Raw genomic sequence first — 20,033 nt, 5'->3', positions numbered from 1 at the left:
AAGTAATCAGGCGAGCGAGACCAGGTCGGCGTAGTCGTTCGACCAGAGGTCCTCGACGCCGTCCGGCAGCAGTACGACGCGCTCCGGCTCGAGCGCCTCGACTGCGCCCTCGTCGTGAGTGACGAGGACGATCGCACCGGTGTACGAGCGGATCGCGTTCAGCACCTCGGCCCGGGAGGCCGGGTCCAGGTTGTTGGTCGGCTCGTCCAGGAGCAGAACATTGGCGGCCGACACGACGAGCGTGGCGAGGGCGAGGCGCGTCTTCTCACCGCCGGAGAGCACGCTGGCGGGCTTGTCGGAGTCGTCGCCGGTGAACAGGAACGAGCCGAGGACGCTGCGGGCCTGCGTCTCGTTCAGGTCCGGGGCGGCCGACTTCATGTTCTCGAGCACGGTCCGGTTGACGTCGAGGGTCTCGTGCTCCTGGGCGTAGTACCCGAGCTTGAGGCCGTGACCGTCGACCACCTCGCCGGTGTCGGCCTTCTCGATGCCGCCGAGGATCCGCAGCAGGGTGGTCTTGCCGGCGCCGTTCAGCCCGAGTACGACCACGCGCGAGCCCTTGTCGATCGCGAGGTCGACGTCGGTGAAGATCTCCAGCGAGCCGTACGACTTCGACAGCTCGCGCGCCATCAGCGGCGTCTTCCCGCACGGGGCCGGCGTCGGGAACGCGATCTTCGCGACGCGGTCTGCCTGGCGCTCGTCCTCGAGCGAGGACATCAGCCGCTCGGCGCGGCGGAGCATCTGCTGCGCGGCGGCGGCCTTGGTCGCCTTGGCGCGCATCTTGTTCGCCTGGTCGACGAGCTGGGTCGCCTTCTTCTCCGCGTTGGCGCGCTCGCGCTTGCGGCGGCGTTCGTCGGTCTCGCGCTGACTCAGGTACGCCTTCCAGCCGACGTTGTAGATGTCGATCTCGGCCCGGTTCGCGTCCAGGTGGAAGACGCGGGTGACGGTCTCCTCGAGCAGGTTCACGTCGTGGCTGATCATGATCACGGCACCGGCGTACGACTTGAGGAAGTCGCGCAGCCAGATGATCGAGTCGGCGTCCAGGTGGTTGGTCGGCTCGTCGAGCAGCAGCGTCTCGGCCTGGGCGAACAGGATCCGGGCTAGCTCCACGCGTCGGCGCTGACCACCGGACAGGGTCGCCAGCGGCTGGCCGAGGACACGGTCCGGGAGGCCGAGGTTGGCGGCGATGCGGGCGGCTTCGGACTCCGCGGCGTACCCGCCGGCGGCGTGCAGGTCGGCCTCGGCGCGCTCGTAGCGGCGCATACCCTTGCCGCGGGTCTTCTCGTCGGCGCTCGCCATCGACTTCTCGGCGCTGCGCAGGCGCCGTACGACGTCGTCCAGGCCGCGAGCGGACAGGATCCGGTCCCGGGCGAGTACTTCGAGGTCGCCGGTGCGCGGGTCCTGCGGGAGGTAGCCGATCTCGCCCGACTTGGTCACCGAACCGCTGGCAGGCAGGCCTTCACCGGCCAGGATCTTGGTCAGGGTCGTCTTGCCGGCGCCGTTGCGGCCGACCAGCCCGACCTTGTCGCCTGGACCGACCCGGAACGAAGCGGGCGCCAGCAACTGCCGGGCACCGACGCGAACCTCGAGATTGGAAACAGTGATCATCGGGGTTCGCAGGGGTCCTTTTCGCTAGAGCTTCAGTCGAGTTTGCTGATCTAGTGTATGTGGCATGAAATTCAATCCGGATGCGGATCTCGACACCAGCGGTGTCGAGGACACCCGCGGGAGCGGTGGCGGGCGTGGCGGCGGGCTGCCCGGCGGGATGATCCCGGTCGGCGGCGGTATTGGCGGCATCATCCTGCTGGTCGTGATCCTGCTGCTGACCGGCGGCCTGCCAGGCGGAGGTGGCAGCGCCGACGAGCCGGTCACGCAGAACACGGCACCCGGCAACCTGAGCTCCTGCAAGAAGGGCACCGACCTGCAGGCGAACTCGAACTGCCGGTTCGTCTTCTACCAGAACTCGATCGAGAGCTTCTGGGCCGCGGAGCTCCCCCGACGCGGGAAGAAGTACACCCGCGCGCCGATGCGCGTCTTCGACGGCTCGGTGAACACCGGCTGCGGCCCGGCCACCAGCGCGGTCGGCCCGTTCTACTGCCCGCCGGACATGCGGGTGTACCTCGATCTCGGGTTCTTCGAGACGCTGCAGACCGATCTGGGCGCCCGCGGCGGCGAGTTCGCCGAGGCGTACGTCGTGGCGCACGAGTACGGCCACCACATCCAGAACCTGTACGGCATCCTCGACCGGATCAAGACCCGCAACGGCCCGACCTCGGACTCGGTCCGCTCCGAACTCCAGGCCGACTGCCTGGCCGGCATCTGGACCAACCACGCCACCACGGTCCCGAACAAGAGCGGCCAGCCCCTGATCACCGAACTCTCCGAAGACGACATCGCCCGCGGCCTCGACGCCGCCGCCTCCGTCGGCGACGACCGCATCCAGCAGAAGACCCAGGGCCAGGTAACCCCCGAATCCTTCAGCCACGGCACCGCCGCCCAACGCATGAAGTGGTTCCAGAAAGGCATGGACACCGGCGACATGACCGCCTGCGACACCTGGTCCGCCAACCCGCTCTGAGTCAACAAACTGCCCGCGTCCGTCTGTCTCAGGGGTGATCCCTGAGACAGACGGACGGGTCGCCTCGCCCCACATGCGCGGAGGCGACTCGTCACCCAGTTTCGCTATCGGGCCTATCCGATCCGCTGGCCCATCGGATGCCGTGGCGCAGTCGGCTGAACGAATGTCGGGCCTGGCGTCCAGGCGACGACGCTTCCGTCTCGCGACATACTCATTCCCGATGCGCCGGTCGTCGCCCAGACGCCCAGATCCTGTAGGTCCGTGCGAGCTCCGGTCGTCCGATCCTGAACCACGAACTTGATTGCCGACGGGGGCGGATCTTCCTCGACCAGGCCAGGAGCCCACGCGACAATATTGCCATCGTCATTGATCCCTGAGGCGCTGGGCGGTTTGTCCCAGCGATAGCCGCCCTGGATGACGTCTGCGTCGGTCACCACACCAGCTCCCACCCGTTTGACAACAACAGCCGAATCCGTCGGATCGGCCAGAGGCCCTCGCGTCGCCGTAGCAGCGAAATACTGTCCGTTCCTACTGAGCCTGATGCCGCCGAACGGAAGTCCACCCTGCTGGTAGTACGGCATGGAGGCCTGCCCCGATGAGGCGTTGTAGAACACGTATTCGTTTATCTTGTTGTAATACGGACTCTGGTTGTTATCGACGCGAATGCCGTAAACCAGGGTGTTGCCGTCGGCAGGCATTCCAAGCAAGGTGGCGGAGTCGCAGATTGTGCTCGATGTACACATGTCGATCCGCGTCGCTCCAGCGCCCTTGACGACCCGGAGAACCTTGGTGAAATAGCCCTGCGCGTCTGAGGGATCTCCGTGCCCGATGTCCAAGGCGACTACCGTTCCAGCGTCAGAAAGCTCAACATGCTCGATGGTCTCCGCTGTCCCGGGATCGGCGCTCCACACATCTTGCGCGTCGAAGTCGTACACCAGGACGCGCCGGCGCATGCCGTCATCACCATCGACGATGTACGCGGCGAAACGGCCGTCGGCCGCATTCGCCATGGTCATATTGCGGATCGAATCCCCCTGCGTCGAGATGACCTGGGGCGTCTTTCCATCAGTTTGCCTCGAGGCCAGCTCGATCTGGCCATTGGTGAGGTCACGGCGGACCAGGTAGAAGTTCCCATCCTGTGGAATACCGGGCGGGGCGACCTCGTTCGGCCCGACACTTAGTGGGAAGAACGCGTAGCGCCCGTCGTCGGATAGTTCCACGGCCATCGAGTTCGTCGTACCGGCCATACCTCGCATCAGGTCGTTTGCTCCGGGGTTATCCAGCAGCGGAGTACCCGCGACGACAGGCTCGGAGGTTGAGGGTTCGCTTTGCCCTGCATTGGTGACGGCGTAGACGCTTACGACGTAGCTCACCCCCGCACGTAGTCCGTCGATCACCGCGCTCAGCGTTGACCCGGGAGCCGTGTGGGTGCCGGTGTCCGGCGATGTGGTGAGAACGTAATGATCGATCGGGTTGCCGCCTGACTGCGCAGGCTCTCGCCAGGTGACGTTGGCAGCAAGGTTTCCTGGTGTTGCGGCGACGTCACGGGGCGGGGTCGGCACGTGCGGGCCGACGTAGATCCCCGCTTCCGCCTCAAGGTCGTCGTGGACACCATTCGCCGGCACCTCTGCTTTGATCCTCACCACCCCGTCGGCGACCGCGTCGTAGACACCGTCCTGACTGACGGTCCCGGGCCCCTTCACCACGCTCCACGTCGCGGGCTCGTCCGGGTAGCCGAAAATGTGGCTGTTCAAGTCGATGGTCTCGCCCACCGCCAACTCAGCGCTCGGCGGATCGATCAGGACGTTGCGGATCGGTCCTCCCGAGTCGAAGATCTGATGCTCCCAGCGGAACCCGTCGAACTCGTGGTGCAGGACGTTCTTCTTGAACAGATCGGCCGTCAGACCACCAGTGAGTTGGACTCCGAGAAACCCTGCGATGAACGGATTCTTGTCTGTGTCTGCCTCAGCCCGGACGTACGGCTTCGCGGTGACGTACGGACCGGCCGTTCCGTAGAACAGCAGCACGATGTCAGGCTCCACGGCGAGCGTTTCGTCGACGTTCCCGAAGAAGCGGAAATCCGGCTTTGTGCTCAGACTCTGGTCGCCGAACGGATCATCAGTCAGCGTGTTGCCGTTGCGGTGGATGTGATCCCCGAACTGACCGGATGAATGGCCGACGAGCCTGACGCCTGCTCGGCCTTCGACGGTCAGCACCAGGTACACGTCGATGCCCGGACACAATTCGACCGGGAGACGGCCGACGTACACCGCCACGCAAGCGCCCCGCAGGTGCCCAATCGGGATGCGGCGTTCCTTCTCGCCCCTCCAAAACGATTGATCGACCCTGTACTCGATGTCAGTGTCCGCCTTGATCGTGTACTCACTCTGGTCCGAGCTGGGTCCGCCGCTGACTTCGAACGACGGATCCAGGGAACCTGCGACATCCAGATGAACACCACGGTCGATGTCCGCGGTGAACTCGAACGTGAACTTTCCGTCGTGGAGCCCGAACGTCGGCGGGTCGACAGTTGCCGAGGTGCCGGCGCGGGCTCGCGGAGCCCCCTGCCGCAGAGTCTTTCCCTTTACAGTCGGGTGCCGCAGCGTCGCGCCCGGAGTCTGCTGCTGGAACCGCAGGCCGTCGGAGTCCTTGATCTTGATGTCGCGGGACAAGGCGCCATCGGACAGAACGTCGGACAACGCCGCGTCTTCGGTTTGGAAGACCAAGACTGTGCCGGTGTCGACGCGTAGGACCTTGCGGAGCAGGCCCTCTGGCGTTGCTGGGCTCGAGGTGGCGACGATGATGTCGCCCGCCTGGACGGCGTTGAGCTGTGCGTTCGGGTTGGTCACGGATATGCTCGTGGTGCCAACGTTCGCGATTCGGCTCAGCGAGTCAGCGGTCAGGACGATCGGGTCCTGGGCGACGGCGATGGTCGGCTTGATCGGTCGGGATGCTGCTGTCGGCAGGCCGGCGCCATGCATGTTCAGCGCCGAGACCACGAAGGTGTACTGCGTCTGCTGGTCGAGCCCGTCGACCGCGGCGGACAGCGAGGTCGTGTCGACGACCCGTCCGCCAGGGCTGGCGGTGACGTGGTAGCCGGTGATCGGGGCGGAGCCGGTGTCGATCGGCGGCTCCCAGGCCACGGTGATCGTGCCGTTGTCGGTGACTGAGGCCTGCAGATCGGTCGGTGCGTTGGGCGGCCGGGTCGCTGATGGCGTGCCGGTCGCCTCGGACCAGTCGCCGGTGCCGGTCTTGTTGCGGGCTCGGACCTTAACGGTGTACATCGTGCCGTTGTCGAGGCCGGTGAAACCGGTCACGGTCGTGCCGGCGGGGATCACGATGCGGTGGTCCCCTGGATCGGCGGTGACCTCGTAGTCGAGGATGTCGGCACCGCCGTCGGCCGGTTGGACCCACTGGATGTCCAGGCGGCTGTCGAGCTGGAAAAGTGCGAGGTCCACGGGTTTCAGGGGAACTTCGGCAGCCTTTGGGGTCACCGGAACTGCCGTGGACGCCGTCGAACCGTTGGCGTTCGTTGCCGTGACAACGACCTTGTACAGCTCGTCGTTCGTCAGACCGGTCAGCGTTGCGGTGTGTTCGTCACCGGCAACCGTCACCGGCGTCGTCGCCGGGACAGTCGTGACTTTGTAGCTGACAACCTGATCGACGGCGCCTTCAGGTGCGGACCACGTCACGACCGCCGCGCCGTCCCGGCCGAGGGTGTCCGTGATGAATGGCGCGCCCGGCGGAGCGGGTACTGCGGGCTTGATCGCCTGCGACGCCGCAGAGTAGTCCGACGTGCCCGCCGCTGTCTTCGCGCGAACTTGGAACGTGTAAGACGTACCGTTCGTGAGTCCCTGCACGACGACGGAGGTGCCGGTGGCGGTCGACGCGCTCTGACCCCCGGGCGACGTCAGGACGTCGTATCCCGCAATCGCGAGATCCCCCGAGTCGGTCGGCGGATCCCAGCGGACCTCCACTGCCTGATCGCGAGCGCCTCCGGTGACGTTGCTCGGCGGCTGCGGCTTCGACGGCGCGACGGCGTACGCCTGGACGTCGACGTACATGCGGACACCAGCGTTGGTGCCGTTGACAATGCTGACGATTCCGGCGGGGCTGACGCGTGCCCACATCAGGTTGTAGGAGAGCGTGTTGCCCGACGGCGGAGCGACGTCAGTCACTGCAGTCGGCCGGGTCTCGTTCCCCGGATAGGTGACGACTTCCCCACTGGTCGCTGATCCGTACGCCGTCACTCGGAGCGCGGCGAACGTGACGCCGCCAGCCGGGAGACCGGCCTTGCCGAAGAGTTGCAGAGCCTGAACGCCACCGACTGGCACGAGGGCTGTGGACCCGGTGTCGAGCACGCGCTGCTGAGCAACGGGCACGACTCGCAGCGAGACTGCAGCGGGGTTCGTCGCGGCGGTGAAGTAGCCGACGACGTCGACGGTGTAATGCGTCGTACCTGAAGCAACGTTGAAGAGCGTCAAACTGCCAGTGCTCGAAAGCTGGACGACGGCGCTGTTCGTGTACGGCTTCCCGGCTGCGAAGTTGCCGTGATACGCGCTCGGTCGCGCGCTGCCACCCGGATACATCGTCCAGCCGCCTGCTGCTGTTGGCGACCACGCAGTGACGTTGACGACTGCCGCAGTGATGTTCGCCGCTGCGGGCAGACCGCCCTTGGATGCGATGGTGACGGTGATCGCGGTGTTGGCCGGCACCGGGGTGTTGGTCGTGACCCCGATCTTGTTCCGTGTGTCGATCACCCGCGACTGCTTCAGCGGGACGAAGCGGTTGCCCGACGTCTGCGACGATGCGTCGGTGTAGTAGCCAGTGACGTCGGCAAGGATCCGGACCGTTCCGGCGCTGCCGTTCTTGAAGCTGATTTGACCGGTAGCACTCAGTCGAACGGTCGACGCCGATGACGTGAATCCGCTGCTGGCATAGAAGTAGAAGTTAGGTGCGGTTGGGACCGTCTCCCCCGTCGGCCAGGCGAAGAGAGACCCGGTGGCCGTCGGAGAGATTGTGATGATATTGGCCTGGATCGCACTGACCCCAGAGGCAGGAATGCCGTTGCGGCCGGTGAACTGGACCGTGACCGTGCCCTGGGCCGGAACCGGTGTGGTCGTCGGAACCCCGATATGCGTTCCGGTGTCCAGCATTCTCTGTGGCGGCGTCAGCGGTACATATTGCCCTGCCCCGGCATTGGGGACACTCGCGGCGGCTGACGCAGCATTTCTGCTTTGACCGGCGGATACCGCGTCAGCCGGCGGAGCGGCCGCATTAGCAATACCCAGAATTAGGCATAACGACAGAAATATTCGTGCAATTGAATGCACTGAAACCCCCAGCTAGAAGCGGCCCCCGGAGCATGCACACTCTAGCAACGCACGACCACGCTCCGCTGTCGGATTGCAGCTTGTTGCAACTGCAATCCGACAGCTTGCGCGAGACCTGTCAGGCGACCTGGGCGGGGCGGTGGTAGCCGGGGAGGAGTTCGTCGACGAGGGCGTCGGTTTCGGCTTCCGGGCCGCGGGGGGCGCCGTGTTTGGTGAGGGCGGCGTACATCTGGCCGGCGACGTTGGTGACGTCGGCCGTCGTACCGAAGTGGGAGGCCAGGCGGAGCGTGGCTCGCCAGAGTTCCTCGGAGGCCGGGGAGAAGCTGAGGCCGGTCTGGAGGGCGGTGCGGGCCAGGTTGCCGTCGTTGTGGCTGAGGGACGCCTCGGCGAGTCGCAGCGACGCGTCGACGACGGCCTCGGCCATCCGGCGCTCGATGCCGGATGCGGCGAGCCAGGAGTAGCGGCCGCCGGGCAGGTTCGACCAGGCGGGGCCGTGGACCAGGCTGAGCGCCGTCGACAGCGGACCACGCGGGTCGTCCACCATCGTCGCCTGCTTGGCCAGAGTCCGGAAGACGTCCCAGTCGACCCGGACGACGCTGCGGTTCAGCATCCAGCGGCCCGACTCGTCGGCGTACATCGCGTCCACACCGACCCAGCGGCGGGTGTGCTCCAGCGCGGCGTCGCGCAGCTCCTCGCTGATGCCACGCGGCCAGATCGCGCCGGCGAGCACGTTCGGGTGTACGCCGTAGTCCTGGCTGGCGAGGAACGCGATGATCTCCGTCGACAGCGAGACCCGGCCCTCGTCGATGACACCGCGAGCGTCCACCTCGACCGGCCCGAGCAGGTCGACCTCGACCGGAGCCGGCTGGCTGAGGTCGGTGGTCGAGAACTCGTACGCCGGCATGTCCTGCTCTGCACGCCGCTTGTCCCGCGCGTCCACCTCGGCCGCGTCGAACAGCGCGACCAGGTCGGCGAACTGCTCCGGGTTGACGCTGTGCGCGTCGACCTCGAGGCCGAGCAGCCGGCAGACGGCCTGGTTCTTCTCGTCCACGACGAACCGCCACGGCGAGTTGAGCACATCGCCGACCACGACGACCGCGATGCTGCGCCGGGCGTCGGCGGCCAACTGGTTGAGCTGGTCCTGCTCCTCCGGCGACGGCGGCGCGGACACGAAGATGATCTCCGAGCCCCACAGCGCCGCGTCCGGGTGCGTCATCCGGGCATCCGCGACCGAGTCGGCGTTCCGCCGCTGGCAGGCCTGCACCTGCGCCTCCGTACGCCGGGCGACCTCACCCATCGCGTCGTCGAGCCGGATCCAGTAGCTCAGCCGCGACGGCGCCAGCGACGACAGGTCGTCGCCGAATCCGACCATGCTGATGTGCGCGCCCTCGGACCACAGGTTGGTCGCCAGCTCGACGGCGAGCGAACCGACGACGTCGCGGGACGCGTTGGTGACGCCGCCGAACGAGACGATCCCGTTCGCGGTGTCGAGGTCGATCAGCACCGTCGCGCCGTCGGCGTTCTGGCCGACCGTCACCAGCGTCGGGTACGGCGCGGGCGCGTTGACCTCACCGGTCGGGCCGTACGCGCGGCGCAGCGTCCAACGGGTGCCTTCGGCAATCGCCTGCCACGGGCCTGGCGGCTCGGGCTGAGCCTCGTACGGGTCGAGCACCAGCGTCAGCGCCCGGTCGGTCACCAGCGCGGCGACCACCCTCGGCATCGACCGCTCCAGTTGCGTCATGTCCGCGCCGAGCTTGCGCAGCGCGTTGTCGACGAACTGCGCGGTCGGAACGTCCGACGCCAGCCGCAGGCCGACCTCGGTCTGCCGGTGACCGGCAGCCTTCGGGCCCGGACCCTGCGCCCAGCCGCGGCGACGCTTCAGCGCCAACGCGAGACCGGCCGCGAGCAGCGCCGCACCGAAGCCGTAGATACCGGCCTGCTGCAGGTTGATCCCGCCGTCGTCGGTCGCGACCGGAGTCGCCTCGGGAACCTGGATGCCACCACCGGCCGGCTCGCCGTGCTCGGACTGGCCGGTCCCGGGAACGTGCGGCTCGACACTGACGCGCGGCTCCCCCGGCTTGACGTTCTTCGCGCCTGGGTCGCTCTGGCTCGTGCCGATGACGATCGACGAGCCCGGCTCGATGCCCTGCTCGGAGTACCGCGTCGGAGTACCGGACTCGTGCTTGCCGCCGGTCTTCGTCTCGGTCTTGGTCTCGGCCTTTGTGGTCGGCTTGACCGTGGGCTTGGCGGAGGTCCGGGTCTCGGTGGTGGTCTTCGTGCTGACCGTGGTCTTGCCGGTGCGGTCGTCGATGCTGACGCGCACGGTGTGCACACCCGGACCCTTGGCGTCGCTCGGCAGCCGCACCTGCCAGCCCGGCATAATCAGATCCGGGTTGGTCAGCCGGCGGCCGTCGGGCTGGAGCTTGTTCTTGTTGAGGTCGTAGATCTCCTTGTACCGGCGACCTTCGCCGAGGTACCGCTCCGCGATGTCCCAGAGGCAGTCGTAGTTGCGGCCCTGCGGCGGGCGGACCTCGGTGTACTTGATGACCTGACCCTGGTGGTCGTGGTTCGTCCGTACGCCGGTGGTCGTCTTCTGGTTGCCCGCGAGGATCTTGCTGGCGGCCTCGGTCTGCCGGAACTGCGAGGTCGAGCTCTCGTGCCGTGCGGAGACCGAGGTCGGGGCGGCCGGACCAGCAGTCGTGACCGCGCTCGCGACCGGAAGGCTGACGCCCGCGCCGGCCGCGATCAGTACGACGGTGCCGATCAGGCGGCGGGCGATCGTCTGCGAACCGCCGCCGAACGGGATCCGTGGCGACAGCCCGTGCCCGCGGATCTCGGCGACCGCTTCCGCGATCAGGCAGATGACGAAGTGCAGCCAGGCGATCCAGATGACGAACGCGATGATGCCGATGACGGTCCGGATGCTCAGCTCGTCGAACAACATGCTGCTGGTCGGCATCTTGTCCGGCCACGGGGTCCCGAAGAACCGCAGCAAGACGTACGGCACACCGCCGACGATCGCGAGGATCGCGAGCAGCGCGACGAACCCCTTCAACCGGTCCGCGCCCGGACTCCCCGCCCGCCGCTGCGGCAACCGCGCCGCACGCACCGGCTCATTCGTCCTTACCATCGCTCCTCCATACCCCCACCATCAGCCACCAATGGCCTGAACTTCCTGCACAGGAAGCCGCTGTACTGCGGTCACGTTCGCCTTACCGATCGAGTGCCAGCCGCCCTGGTCCTTGCCGACCCAGTAGAAGACCTCCCAGGTGATGGTCAGCTTCACCGTGTACATGCCGTCCGGTTGCGTCGCACTCGAGCGCTCGTAGATGTGCTTGCACGTGTTGATCTGATGGAACGGATCCTGGGTCTCGTCGTACCCGTCCGGGTCGTCCTCCGTCGTGACACCCATCAGGCACTTGAACGGCTTGGTCCCATCGCCGGGATCGACCGTCATCGCGGCGACCTGGCCACGCATCGTCAGGTTGTGGTTCGGGTCGATGTACCCGCTCAGCGCTCCCGGATCATCCTTGTCAGCCCCCGCCTTCGAGCTTTGTGCAGTCAGGGAGAAGAAGGCAGGCACGTTCACCCGGGGTGTGAAGGTCGGCATGACAACCAGCGCCGGCGGCGGATAGTTGCTCTTGAACGGGTGCCAGAACGGCTCCATGTAGTTGGGGAACGGGCATTGCGCCTCTTCCACCGGTCCTACCGGGACATAAGCACGCTCGAGGTGCGCTTTGTCGCCGCCGTCGTACGTGTCGAGGTTGTAGTCGGTGATCGTGATCCGCATCACCCACTTCTTGCCGTCCGGCGCCTTCGGGAGCCGGATGCCGTCCGGGATGTCGAAGTCGCGGCACGGGACGAACGGCCTGCCGGCCAGGCGCTCCCGCCAAGTCGGCGGTGGCTTGTTGGAGCCGTTCGGGATGTACGCCGCACCGTTGCTGCAGTACGCGCCGAAACCGATCGAGTTCACGTACATGCTGCAGACCGACGTACCGGTCTGGATGGTGTCGCCGGCGGAGGCTGCGGAGACCGGGCCGGCCATGAGTAGTGCGAGCACGGCGCCCAGGATCACCAGTCCGCGGCCTACTCGGTTGTGCATCCTCACTCCCCAGACTCGACGGCTCTTCGGCAGATTATCTTCGACCAGGGGCATCATGCCCGTTGCCCACTGCCCCGTCACCTCTTCGCAACCTCGAATTCCGCCTTCCGGACTAGGCCGGATAATGGATTCCGGTGCACTTCACCCCGGTCGTCGTGGCCAGGCGGTACGGGAGCCAGCCGATGCCGGTCTGGATCATCTCGATCACCTCGGGCGAGCCGTTCGGTGTCACCACCGTCCACTTCTTCGCCTTCGGGTCCCAGTACTGCGTGGTCTGCGAGCGGCACGTCTGCACCGCGACCGTGCCGTCGGCCGTCCGCTTCGCGCCGACGATGACCACGCTGCCCGGCGGCTTCATCACCCAGCCGTTGCGCTGGGCGTCGAAGATGCCTTCGGACACGTCGGAGTAGAAGAACGACGGGAACTTCTTCTTGAGGACCGTGTCGTCCTTCGACACCAGCGCCTGGAAGTAGAGCGGGTAGCTGGTCACGAGGCCTTGGACGGCGGGGTTCGAGGCGAAGTTCCCGGCTTTGATGATGATCTGGGCTTTCGGTGCCGTGGTCGGCTTGGCGGTCGTCGCGGGCTGGGTCGGCGCACTCGACGGCTCGGTCGGCTCAGCGGACGGGGTGTCCGAGGAAGTGGTCGAGTCCGAGCCACCCGCGGGGACCGGGAGCGTGCCGTCGGTGGAGTTCTTGCCGCAGGCACTCAACAGCAGAACGCCGGTCACGACGCCGGCCAGGACGGCAGGCGGGAGGGGAAACCTACGCACGAGAGGCAATCCTTTGATCTCTAGCCGCCGGGCGGCTTCGACGACGACGGCGGGCCGGAACTGGACGGCGGACCGGACGGATCGCCGGACGGCGGCGGCGACGAGTTGGTGTCCGGCGGCGGTGTCACGTTCGGGGAGCAGGTGGCGGGGAACGGGAACGGCGACAACGTCCAGATCGGGGTCGGCGAGCCGACGGTCCAGGTCGGGCAGGGCAGGTCGATCGTCGGCGGATTGGCGACGGACGTCGGAGCACCGGGGCCGTCGGTGGTCGGGTTGACCACGATCGGCGGGATCGTCGGGCTGTCGTCGGCCTTCTCGATGCCTTGTTCGGCGTGCGCCTGGCCGGTGCCGCTGGCCTTCAGCGAGGTCTTGCCGATCAGGCCGAGGAACGTGGTCTTGTTCGCGATGTCGACCTGGATGTCGACCTCTTTGTCGGTCAACGTGGTCGGACCGCACGAGGTGACGGCCGGGTCGTTGTTCCGCACCTGCGCACAAAACCCGGCGATCGCGGTGGCCGCCTTGGTGGTGTCGATCTTGGCCTCGGCGACGTTCAGCTGGATCGCGGCCGCGCCGACGCGGGCCGCCTCCTGGGCATACCCGACCGCACGGGATCGCGCACCCAACTGGCGGCCGCCGTCGATCACCAGGCCGGCCAGGGTGAAGATCATCACCGCGAGGATCGCCACCGCGGGGCTCAGCGCGCCGCGGGAGAAACGCCGATGGTTGCCGGGGGCATCGATCCGGAAGAACTCGACGAGCCGCGACCGGTGCCGCTCAGGAGCCGTCACCGCGCACCCCCCGGTACGGGTCGAGGGACGAGGTGAAGCGCTTGGTGATCGTGGTGTCGCCGCCGAGTCCGAGCAACCCCAGGTCGCGGTAGTTGATCGTGCAGGTGACCTCGACCGACAACGGCGACCCGGCAACGAACCCGGTGGTGATCGAGCCCGACGCGGTCGTCTTGCAGGACTTGATCGCCTGGTTCATCGTCGTACTGACGGCCGTGTCGACGCGGCTCTGGGCCTCCGGCAACGACCGCGCCTGACTGGCGCTGCGGGCGCCGTCGCGGGCCGCGCTCTCCAGCAGTGAGGAGGTCTGGAAGTACCGCCCGCAGGCGAGCAGGAACATGAACAGCAGGAGCAGCACCGGCGCGAGGATCACCATCTCCAGCGCCATCGTCCCGCGCTGCCCCAGTCTGCGCTTCATCCTCACACTCACTTGTCGGCTTCGAACTGTTCGATCTGGCCGGTGGCGGTCCGGCTCACCTTCAGCGTCAGGCCGGGCACCAGCGACACGGTGTCCCCGGTGACGGTGAACGAGACGGTGCCTTCCGGGTTGTTGTACGCCGGGAACGGCACGTCGGCGTGCTGCAACGTCGTACCGCCGAGCTGCGTCGCGTACGACTGGATGTCCGACCGGACCTTCTCCCCCACCGCGGTGGTGTAGACGGTCGGCTGCACCAGCCGGAGCCGGGACACGCCCTCCTCCGCGGCGTTCAGCGCGACGGAACGCCCGTACAGCCACAAGGCCGTCTGGATGGACAGGAAGATCAGCGTCAGGATCGCCGGCGCGAGGATGGCCAGCTCGAGCGTGCTGACCCCTCGCTCCGACCGTCTGCGTCGAAACCTCTTCCACCCCGACCGCATCGCTGCGACCGTCAGCTGCCGGTGTCGATATCGGCGGTGTGCTTGCTGATCACGCGCTTCACCACCACGCCGATCGCCAGTGCGGCGACGACCAGGATGCCCGAGATGATCGCCCACTCGAGTGCGGACGCGCCCAACTCGGTGTGCCCCTGCCGCGCCCGGGCCCGCTGGGCCTGCGCCCGTGCCAGCGCGTAGCGGGCCATGGTCCGCCAGAACATCAACTCCGAGGTCATCCGATTGCCTTCCAGATCGTGAGGCCGAAGCAGGCCTCAGTATGCCCTGTACGACGGGCGACGCCGCCCCGTGGATCCCGTGCCCCAGTCACTGTTTTCCCTAACTTCCGAGGATGGCCACGCCGGCCGGGAACGCCAGGAAAAGGAAGAATGCCGAGATCATGACCAGCTGCGCAACCAGCATCGACTGAGAGCGCTCACCCGCCTTGCCTTCCACGTCCGCGAGTTCCTTACGTCGCAGCGATGCCGCCCGCGCGAGCAGCGACGAGCGGATCTTCGCGCCCTCGTCGCCGGCCAGTGCGAGCGCCGACGCGAGGTCGCGCAGTTCCTCGACGCCGAGGTCCTCGCCGAGCCGTGCCATCGCGTCCCATGGCGTGATCCCGATCAGTCGCGCGTTCGCGAGCGCCTGCCGGATCCGGGCCATCGCCCAGTGCTCGCCGATCGTGGACGCGGTCATCAGTGCCTCGGGCAGACCGCGGCCGCCGGCCAGGTTCATCGCGACCAGGTCGAGGAAGCTGCCGACCACGTGCCGGAAGTCGCGCCGCCGTTTCTCCGCCTCCTGCCGCAACGCCAGGTCGGGCAGGAAGAACGCCAGCACCATGAACGCCAGCGTCACGATCGCCGGCGCCGCACCCGGGGCGGCGAACCCGATCGCGGAGAACAGGAACAACACGATCGGGATCAGGATCAACGCGCCGAGCGCGAAGAACACCTTGGTGGCAAGCATCGCGGCGAACGGCTGGTTCATCACCGCGAGGTCGCGGCGGAGCTTGCCGAACGCCCAGCCGCGCGCGTTCGCCTCGGCCTCGAGCCGCCGGCCCAGCGTCTCGCGGGCCCGGTCGACACCGCCGAGCACCCGCTCGCCGGCCGCGCTGGCCGTCGCGCCACTGGTGTACCCGCCGCGGCCGGCGTCGATCCGCGCGATCGTCGACAGCACGTTGGTCCGCGGCTTGATGAAGATCCGGATCGCGACGTACACGCCGAGGCCGGCCAGGCCGCCGGTGATGAAGGCCCAGGTCATCCGCTCACCGTTTCCATCCGGTCGTCACCCGGCCGGTTGAGCCGGCCGTCGGTGGTCATGCCGATCAGGAACCGCTCCGGCACCTCGATCTTCGCCAGTCGCCGCAGCCACAGCAGGCCGAGCGCGTACAGCCCGATCACCAGCGTCAGCACGACCTGCCCGATGAAGCTGCGGTACGGCGCCATGTACGTCGGGTTGAACAGGATCAGACCGGCCGCCATGATCAGCGTGATCGCGACGACCACCTGCACGCTGCGGCGGGTCGATCGCCGTTCGGCCGCGACCTTCCGCCGTACGTCGAGCTCCTCGCGGGCCGAGTCGGCCAGCGCGCTCAGCACCTCGCGCAGACCGGGTCCGCGCAGCCGGGCGTTCAGCACCAGGGCGGCGACGATCAGGTCTGCCGACGGGTCGTTCAGGTCGTCGGCGAAGCGCATGAGTGCCGAGGGCAACGGTTCGCGGATGCGCAGCCGGTCGACGAGCAGGTTCAGGCTGGGCTTGATGGCCGGTGCGGCGTTCACCGCGGTCGCGGGGATCGCCTGCTCCAGACCGACCGCGCCGGCGATCGTGTCGCGCAGCGCCTCGGTCCAGGTGGCCAGGGCGTCCAGCCGGTCGATCGCGCGGCGTTCCTCACCGGTGCCGCCGAAGAAGCGGTCCGCCATCCCGGCCAGCAGACCGAGCGCGATGGCGAGCACCAGCCAGCGGGTCACCACCAGCACCACCAGGCCGACGGCGATGCCGGCGCCGAGGCGGATCAGGTTCCTGCGGTGGTCGGCGCCGCGGTTGCGGAACAACGACGGCGTCTCGTCCTTCGGCTCGGTCCCGCGGATCGCGACGATCAGCAGCAGCACCGCGCCGCCGACCACCGCCCCGCACAGCAGCGCACCCAGGGTCCTGTCGTTCATCGCGTCACGCCCACGTTCCGTGGACCAGGGGTTGGTACCCGAAGTGCTCGAGCTCGTCCATGCAGGCGATCGGCGCGTGCGCTGCCGCACGTCCGTCCGGCCCGGGGGCGAACACCTCGCCGGACAGCACCCGGCCGTCCCAGCCGGTCACCTCGCGGATGCTCTCGACGTACCGGCTGAGGCCGCCGCCGCGCGTGTAGTCGTTGTGCTTGCGGACGAACACGACGAAGTCGAGCGCACCGGCGATCAGCATCTGGGTGGCGTCCATCGGCAGCCGCTCCATCGCCTGGATCGCGTAGGTGCTGATCCGGTTGAACACCTCCATCGAGCTGTTCGAGTGGATCGTCGACAGCGAGCCGTCGTTACCCTGGCTCATCGCGTTCAGCATCGTCACGATCTCGTCGCCCAGCACCTCACCCACGATGACGCGCGAAGGGTTCATCCGCAGCGAGCGGCGGACCAGGTCGGCCATCGTGACCTCGCCGACGCCTTCGGAGTTCGGCAGCCGTTCCTCGAACGCGACCACGTTCGGGTGCAGGTCCTTGAACTCCCCCAGGCCGAGCTCGAGCGAGCGCTCGACCGTGATCAGCCGCTCGTGCGGCTGGATCTCGTTGGCCAGCGCGCGCAGCAGCGTGGTCTTACCCGAGTTCGTCGCGCCCGCGATCATGATGTTCTTCCGCGCCGCGACCGCGGCCCGCAGGAACGAGCCGATGTCGTCGGTCATCGTCCCGTTCTGCACCAGGTCGCGCAGGAACACCTTGCCGAGCCGCGCCCGCCGGATCGACACCGCCGGCCGCGATGTCACACCCATCACCGCCGACAACCGGGAGCCGTCGGGCAGCCGCAGGTCGAGCTGCGGGTTGGCGGAGTCGAACGGGCGGCTGGTCAGACCCGCGTGCGCGGCGAGCACCTGGATCAGCTCGACCAGTTCCTCGTCGCTCTCGGCCACCGGACCGGGCGTCTCCTCGCGGCCGTCGCCGTACTGCACGAAGACCTGGTCGCAGCCGTTGATGTCGATGTTCTCGACCTCGGGGTCGTCGATCAGCGGCTGCAGCCGGCCGACACCGAACAGCGCCGAGTGGATCGCGCCGGCGATCTGCGCGTCGTCGTCCGGGGTCGGCGGCGTACGTCCCTCGGCCAGCTCGTACCGCGCGTGGTCCTCGAGCACCTGCACGATCAGGGACCGCGCGTACTCCCGCTCGTCCTCCGCACTCATCGGAGGTACGCCGTTCACCTGATCGCGGCGACGCTGCTCGTTCAGCCGCTCGGCAACCTGCACGCGCAGCTTGCGGACCAGCTCCTGGTCAGCGCTCATCGATAGTCACCCGGCGGGAACGCCGCGTTTGCCATGTCGAAGTCCTGCGGAGGCGGCGCCGAGACCAGCGACGCCATCTCCGCGGTGATGTCGGTCGCGGACCGGATCAGCGGGGTCTTGTCGAGCCGCCCGTGGCCACGTCCGTCGAAGAACGCCGCACCGGCCGGGTCGTACGCAAGGTGCCAGCGATGCCGTACCGGTACGGACATTGCGTCCAGCACGGTCCAGACCTGCTTGACGCCGTCACGCCGCTTCGGGTCGGCCACGACGACCACGCCGAGCTGTGCGTCGACGTGGTGCACCAGGGTGGACAGCCGCTCGCGCAGGTGCGCCACCGACGAACCGGTCGCCGTACACACCATCACGACGAGACGCGCGGACTGGATGACCGGCAGCTGCGGTGACGACGCGCCGATGCGCCCGCAGTCGGCCAGTACGTCGCTGTGCTGCATCTGGTTGAACGAGATGCCCAGCGGATGCCACAGACCGCCCATGCCACCGACCTGCTCCGGCGAACGCACACCGAGCAGTACGTCGAGACCGCCGTCGAGCTGCTGGCTGTGCGCGAGGATCACCTCGTCGCCCAGGCCCTTCCGGCTGGCAGCGGCCAGGCTGACCAGGCCGCGGTCGGAGTTGAGCGCCGAACCGCCCGGTCCGGTCATCCGGATCGCCACGTCGCTGCCGGCCGGGTCGCACTCGGCCAGCAGCACCTGCCGCGGCCAGAGCGCACCGATGACCAGACTCGCGGTGGTGACGCCGGGTGAACCCTTCGCGCTCGCGAATGCCACCAGTGCCATCAGTTGGCCCCGCCGTTGCGCTCCACGTCCGTCTTGGTCCCCGGCGCCAGCTTCGCCACCATCAGCGACTTGGACGCCGCGGCCGCGCCGACCGTGGTGATCTGGTCGGCCGGGACCAGCACGGTCACGTTCAGCGTGCTGTTCGCGCTGGTCTTCGAGTCCGTGATGGCACCCGCGCTGGAAGTCACCGTGGCTGCCTTGACCAGCGTGATCGGTGTCGCGCCGTCCTGGTTGGCCGTGGGGACGCGGGTGATCGAGACGACGTCACCGACGCTGAGCCCGTCCGACGGCGCGCGGCCGGCTTCGAGGCTGATACCGACGAGGGCGGCGCCGGCCGGGATCGGCTGCTGCCCGTCCTTGGTGAAGTTCTCGGGCGTGACGAACTGGTCCTTGTACAGCCACGTGGTGGTGTAGCGGCCGAGGTACTTGCTTGCCTCCGACCACGGGATCAGACCACCGGTCGCGCCGGCCAGGTCGCCGCGGGACAGGTCCTTGGCCTCGAGCTTGTGCCCGGGCGGGAGGCTGTCGGCGGAGATCGCCACGAAGTCGGACCGGTTGCCGCTGTTCAGCGCGATCAGCGCGGAACCGGCGGCACCGAGCAGGATCAGGATCACCGCGAGCGCGGCCAGGGCCGGACGCCGCTCCCGGCTGCTCGGGAGGCGGTTCGGACCACCACCCGCCGGTCGGCCCGCGGACCGGGCGCCTTGGGAAGGGGTTCGCGTGGAGGACGAGAGACTCACGCGCCTACCGTAATGGCAGCGAGGTACCACTCGTGCCAGCAGGCCGGTGCCGTTACCGCGCTGCGACCCGCCTGCGTTCGAACGTTGTCAGCAGCTCGTTGAAGGCACCCGGACCGCCGTACAATTGGTCTAGATAGGTGTACAGCGCGCGCAGCGCCTTGCCGAGGTCCTGCTGCCACCCGCTCCGCTCCTCCAGCCAGGTCGTCAGCTCCCGCCCCTCGACCAGCGTGACCGCCGCGTTCACCGGCTGGACCAGCCGGTCGCTCTCCGGATCACCTACGCCGCTGGGTCCGCGGACGTCCCGGACCGCGTCGGCCAGCGCCTGCCGCTCGGGGCCGGTGTAGGCGTAGTCGAAGCCGGCCTTCCCGTGCAGCTGATCGAGGTACTCGCACAGTGCCGTGAACAGCTCGATCCCGTCGTACTCCGGGCCGTCGCCGGCGACGTGCCGCAGCCGGGCGACCATGCTCCGCGCCTCGGAGACACTCCACTGGGACGTACCCAACCGCTCGACCATAGAGGTGATCCTAGGTTGGCCGTCCGGCGTAAATCGTTAACAGTTCGGGTAATTCGAGTTGCTGGCGAGTAACCGATTGTTTGCTAGAT

16 protein-coding genes are annotated in these 20,033 nt (G+C 67.8%); 1 reads left to right on the top strand and 15 read right to left on the bottom strand.

Going from position 1 to position 20,033, the window contains the following annotated elements; genetic code table 11:
• Positions 1-6 precede the first annotated feature (6 nt).
• Positions 7-1,605, bottom strand: coding sequence for an ABC-F family ATP-binding cassette domain-containing protein (locus OHA10_RS29190; protein WP_371401955.1), 1,599 nt, complete (start codon positions 1,603-1,605; stop codon positions 7-9).
• A 64-nt stretch (positions 1,606-1,669) separates the two neighbouring features.
• On the opposite strand from OHA10_RS29190, the gene OHA10_RS29185 reads away from it, so the two are divergent.
• Entirely contained in the window at positions 1,670-2,575 is a 906-nt protein-coding gene (locus OHA10_RS29185; RefSeq protein ID WP_371401954.1) for a neutral zinc metallopeptidase, read from the top strand.
• A gap of 113 nt (positions 2,576-2,688) precedes the next feature.
• Here OHA10_RS29185 and OHA10_RS29180 read toward each other — a convergent pair whose 3' ends face one another.
• From OHA10_RS29180 to OHA10_RS29115, 14 genes are all read right to left on the bottom strand, one after another.
• Positions 2,689-7,731, bottom strand: coding sequence for a fibronectin type III domain-containing protein (locus OHA10_RS29180; protein WP_371401953.1), 5,043 nt, complete (start codon positions 7,729-7,731; stop codon positions 2,689-2,691).
• Between the two features lie 295 nt (positions 7,732-8,026).
• Entirely contained in the window at positions 8,027-11,038 is a 3,012-nt protein-coding gene (locus OHA10_RS29175) for a hypothetical protein (protein ID WP_371401952.1), read from the bottom strand.
• Positions 11,039-11,059: 21 nt separating this feature from the next.
• Positions 11,060-12,010, bottom strand: coding sequence for a hypothetical protein (locus OHA10_RS29170; protein ID WP_371401951.1), 951 nt, complete (start codon positions 12,008-12,010; stop codon positions 11,060-11,062).
• 112 nt (positions 12,011-12,122) lie between these two features.
• Positions 12,123-12,779 (bottom strand): hypothetical protein, encoded by a 657-nt coding sequence (locus OHA10_RS29165; protein WP_371401950.1) that lies wholly within the window; start codon positions 12,777-12,779, stop codon positions 12,123-12,125.
• 20 nt (positions 12,780-12,799) lie between these two features.
• Entirely contained in the window at positions 12,800-13,567 is a 768-nt protein-coding gene (locus tag OHA10_RS29160; protein WP_371401949.1) for a TadE/TadG family type IV pilus assembly protein, read from the bottom strand.
• Positions 13,554-13,982, bottom strand: a complete 429-nt coding sequence (locus OHA10_RS29155; protein ID WP_371401948.1) for a TadE/TadG family type IV pilus assembly protein — start codon at positions 13,980-13,982, stop codon at positions 13,554-13,556. Before OHA10_RS29155 ends, OHA10_RS29160 begins: the two co-directional genes overlap by 14 nt.
• Positions 13,983-13,990: 8 nt before the next feature.
• Positions 13,991-14,422: a TadE family protein gene (locus OHA10_RS29150; protein WP_371401947.1), complete on the bottom strand. Its 432-nt coding sequence runs from the start codon at positions 14,420-14,422 to the stop codon at positions 13,991-13,993.
• Between the two features lie 11 nt (positions 14,423-14,433).
• Entirely contained in the window at positions 14,434-14,655 is a 222-nt protein-coding gene (locus OHA10_RS29145; protein WP_137254948.1) for a hypothetical protein, read from the bottom strand.
• A gap of 100 nt (positions 14,656-14,755) precedes the next feature.
• Positions 14,756-15,676, bottom strand: a complete 921-nt coding sequence (locus OHA10_RS29140; RefSeq protein WP_371401946.1) for a type II secretion system F family protein — start codon at positions 15,674-15,676, stop codon at positions 14,756-14,758.
• Positions 15,673-16,578, bottom strand: a complete 906-nt coding sequence (locus tag OHA10_RS29135; RefSeq protein ID WP_371401945.1) for a type II secretion system F family protein — start codon at positions 16,576-16,578, stop codon at positions 15,673-15,675. The genes OHA10_RS29140 and OHA10_RS29135 overlap by 4 nt, the downstream gene beginning before the upstream one ends.
• Before the next feature lie 4 nt (positions 16,579-16,582).
• Complete coding sequence (locus tag OHA10_RS29130) at positions 16,583-17,893, bottom strand: CpaF family protein (RefSeq protein WP_371401944.1); 1,311 nt, start codon at positions 17,891-17,893, stop codon at positions 16,583-16,585.
• Complete coding sequence (locus OHA10_RS29125; RefSeq protein ID WP_371401943.1) at positions 17,890-18,690, bottom strand: hypothetical protein; 801 nt, start codon at positions 18,688-18,690, stop codon at positions 17,890-17,892. Before OHA10_RS29125 ends, OHA10_RS29130 begins: the two co-directional genes overlap by 4 nt.
• Positions 18,690-19,430: a hypothetical protein gene (locus OHA10_RS29120; RefSeq protein ID WP_371401942.1), complete on the bottom strand. Its 741-nt coding sequence runs from the start codon at positions 19,428-19,430 to the stop codon at positions 18,690-18,692. Before OHA10_RS29120 ends, OHA10_RS29125 begins: the two co-directional genes overlap by 1 nt.
• Positions 19,431-19,482: 52 nt before the next feature.
• Positions 19,483-19,944, bottom strand: a complete 462-nt coding sequence (locus OHA10_RS29115) for a hypothetical protein (RefSeq protein ID WP_371401941.1) — start codon at positions 19,942-19,944, stop codon at positions 19,483-19,485.
• Positions 19,945-20,033 lie beyond the last annotated feature (89 nt).

The organism is Kribbella sp. NBC_00662 (genome assembly GCF_041430295.1).
Classification (GTDB): Bacteria; Actinomycetota; Actinomycetes; order Propionibacteriales; family Kribbellaceae; genus Kribbella.
The sequence above is the reverse complement of the archived record's forward strand: the minus strand, read 5'-3'. Positions and strand labels throughout refer to the sequence as shown.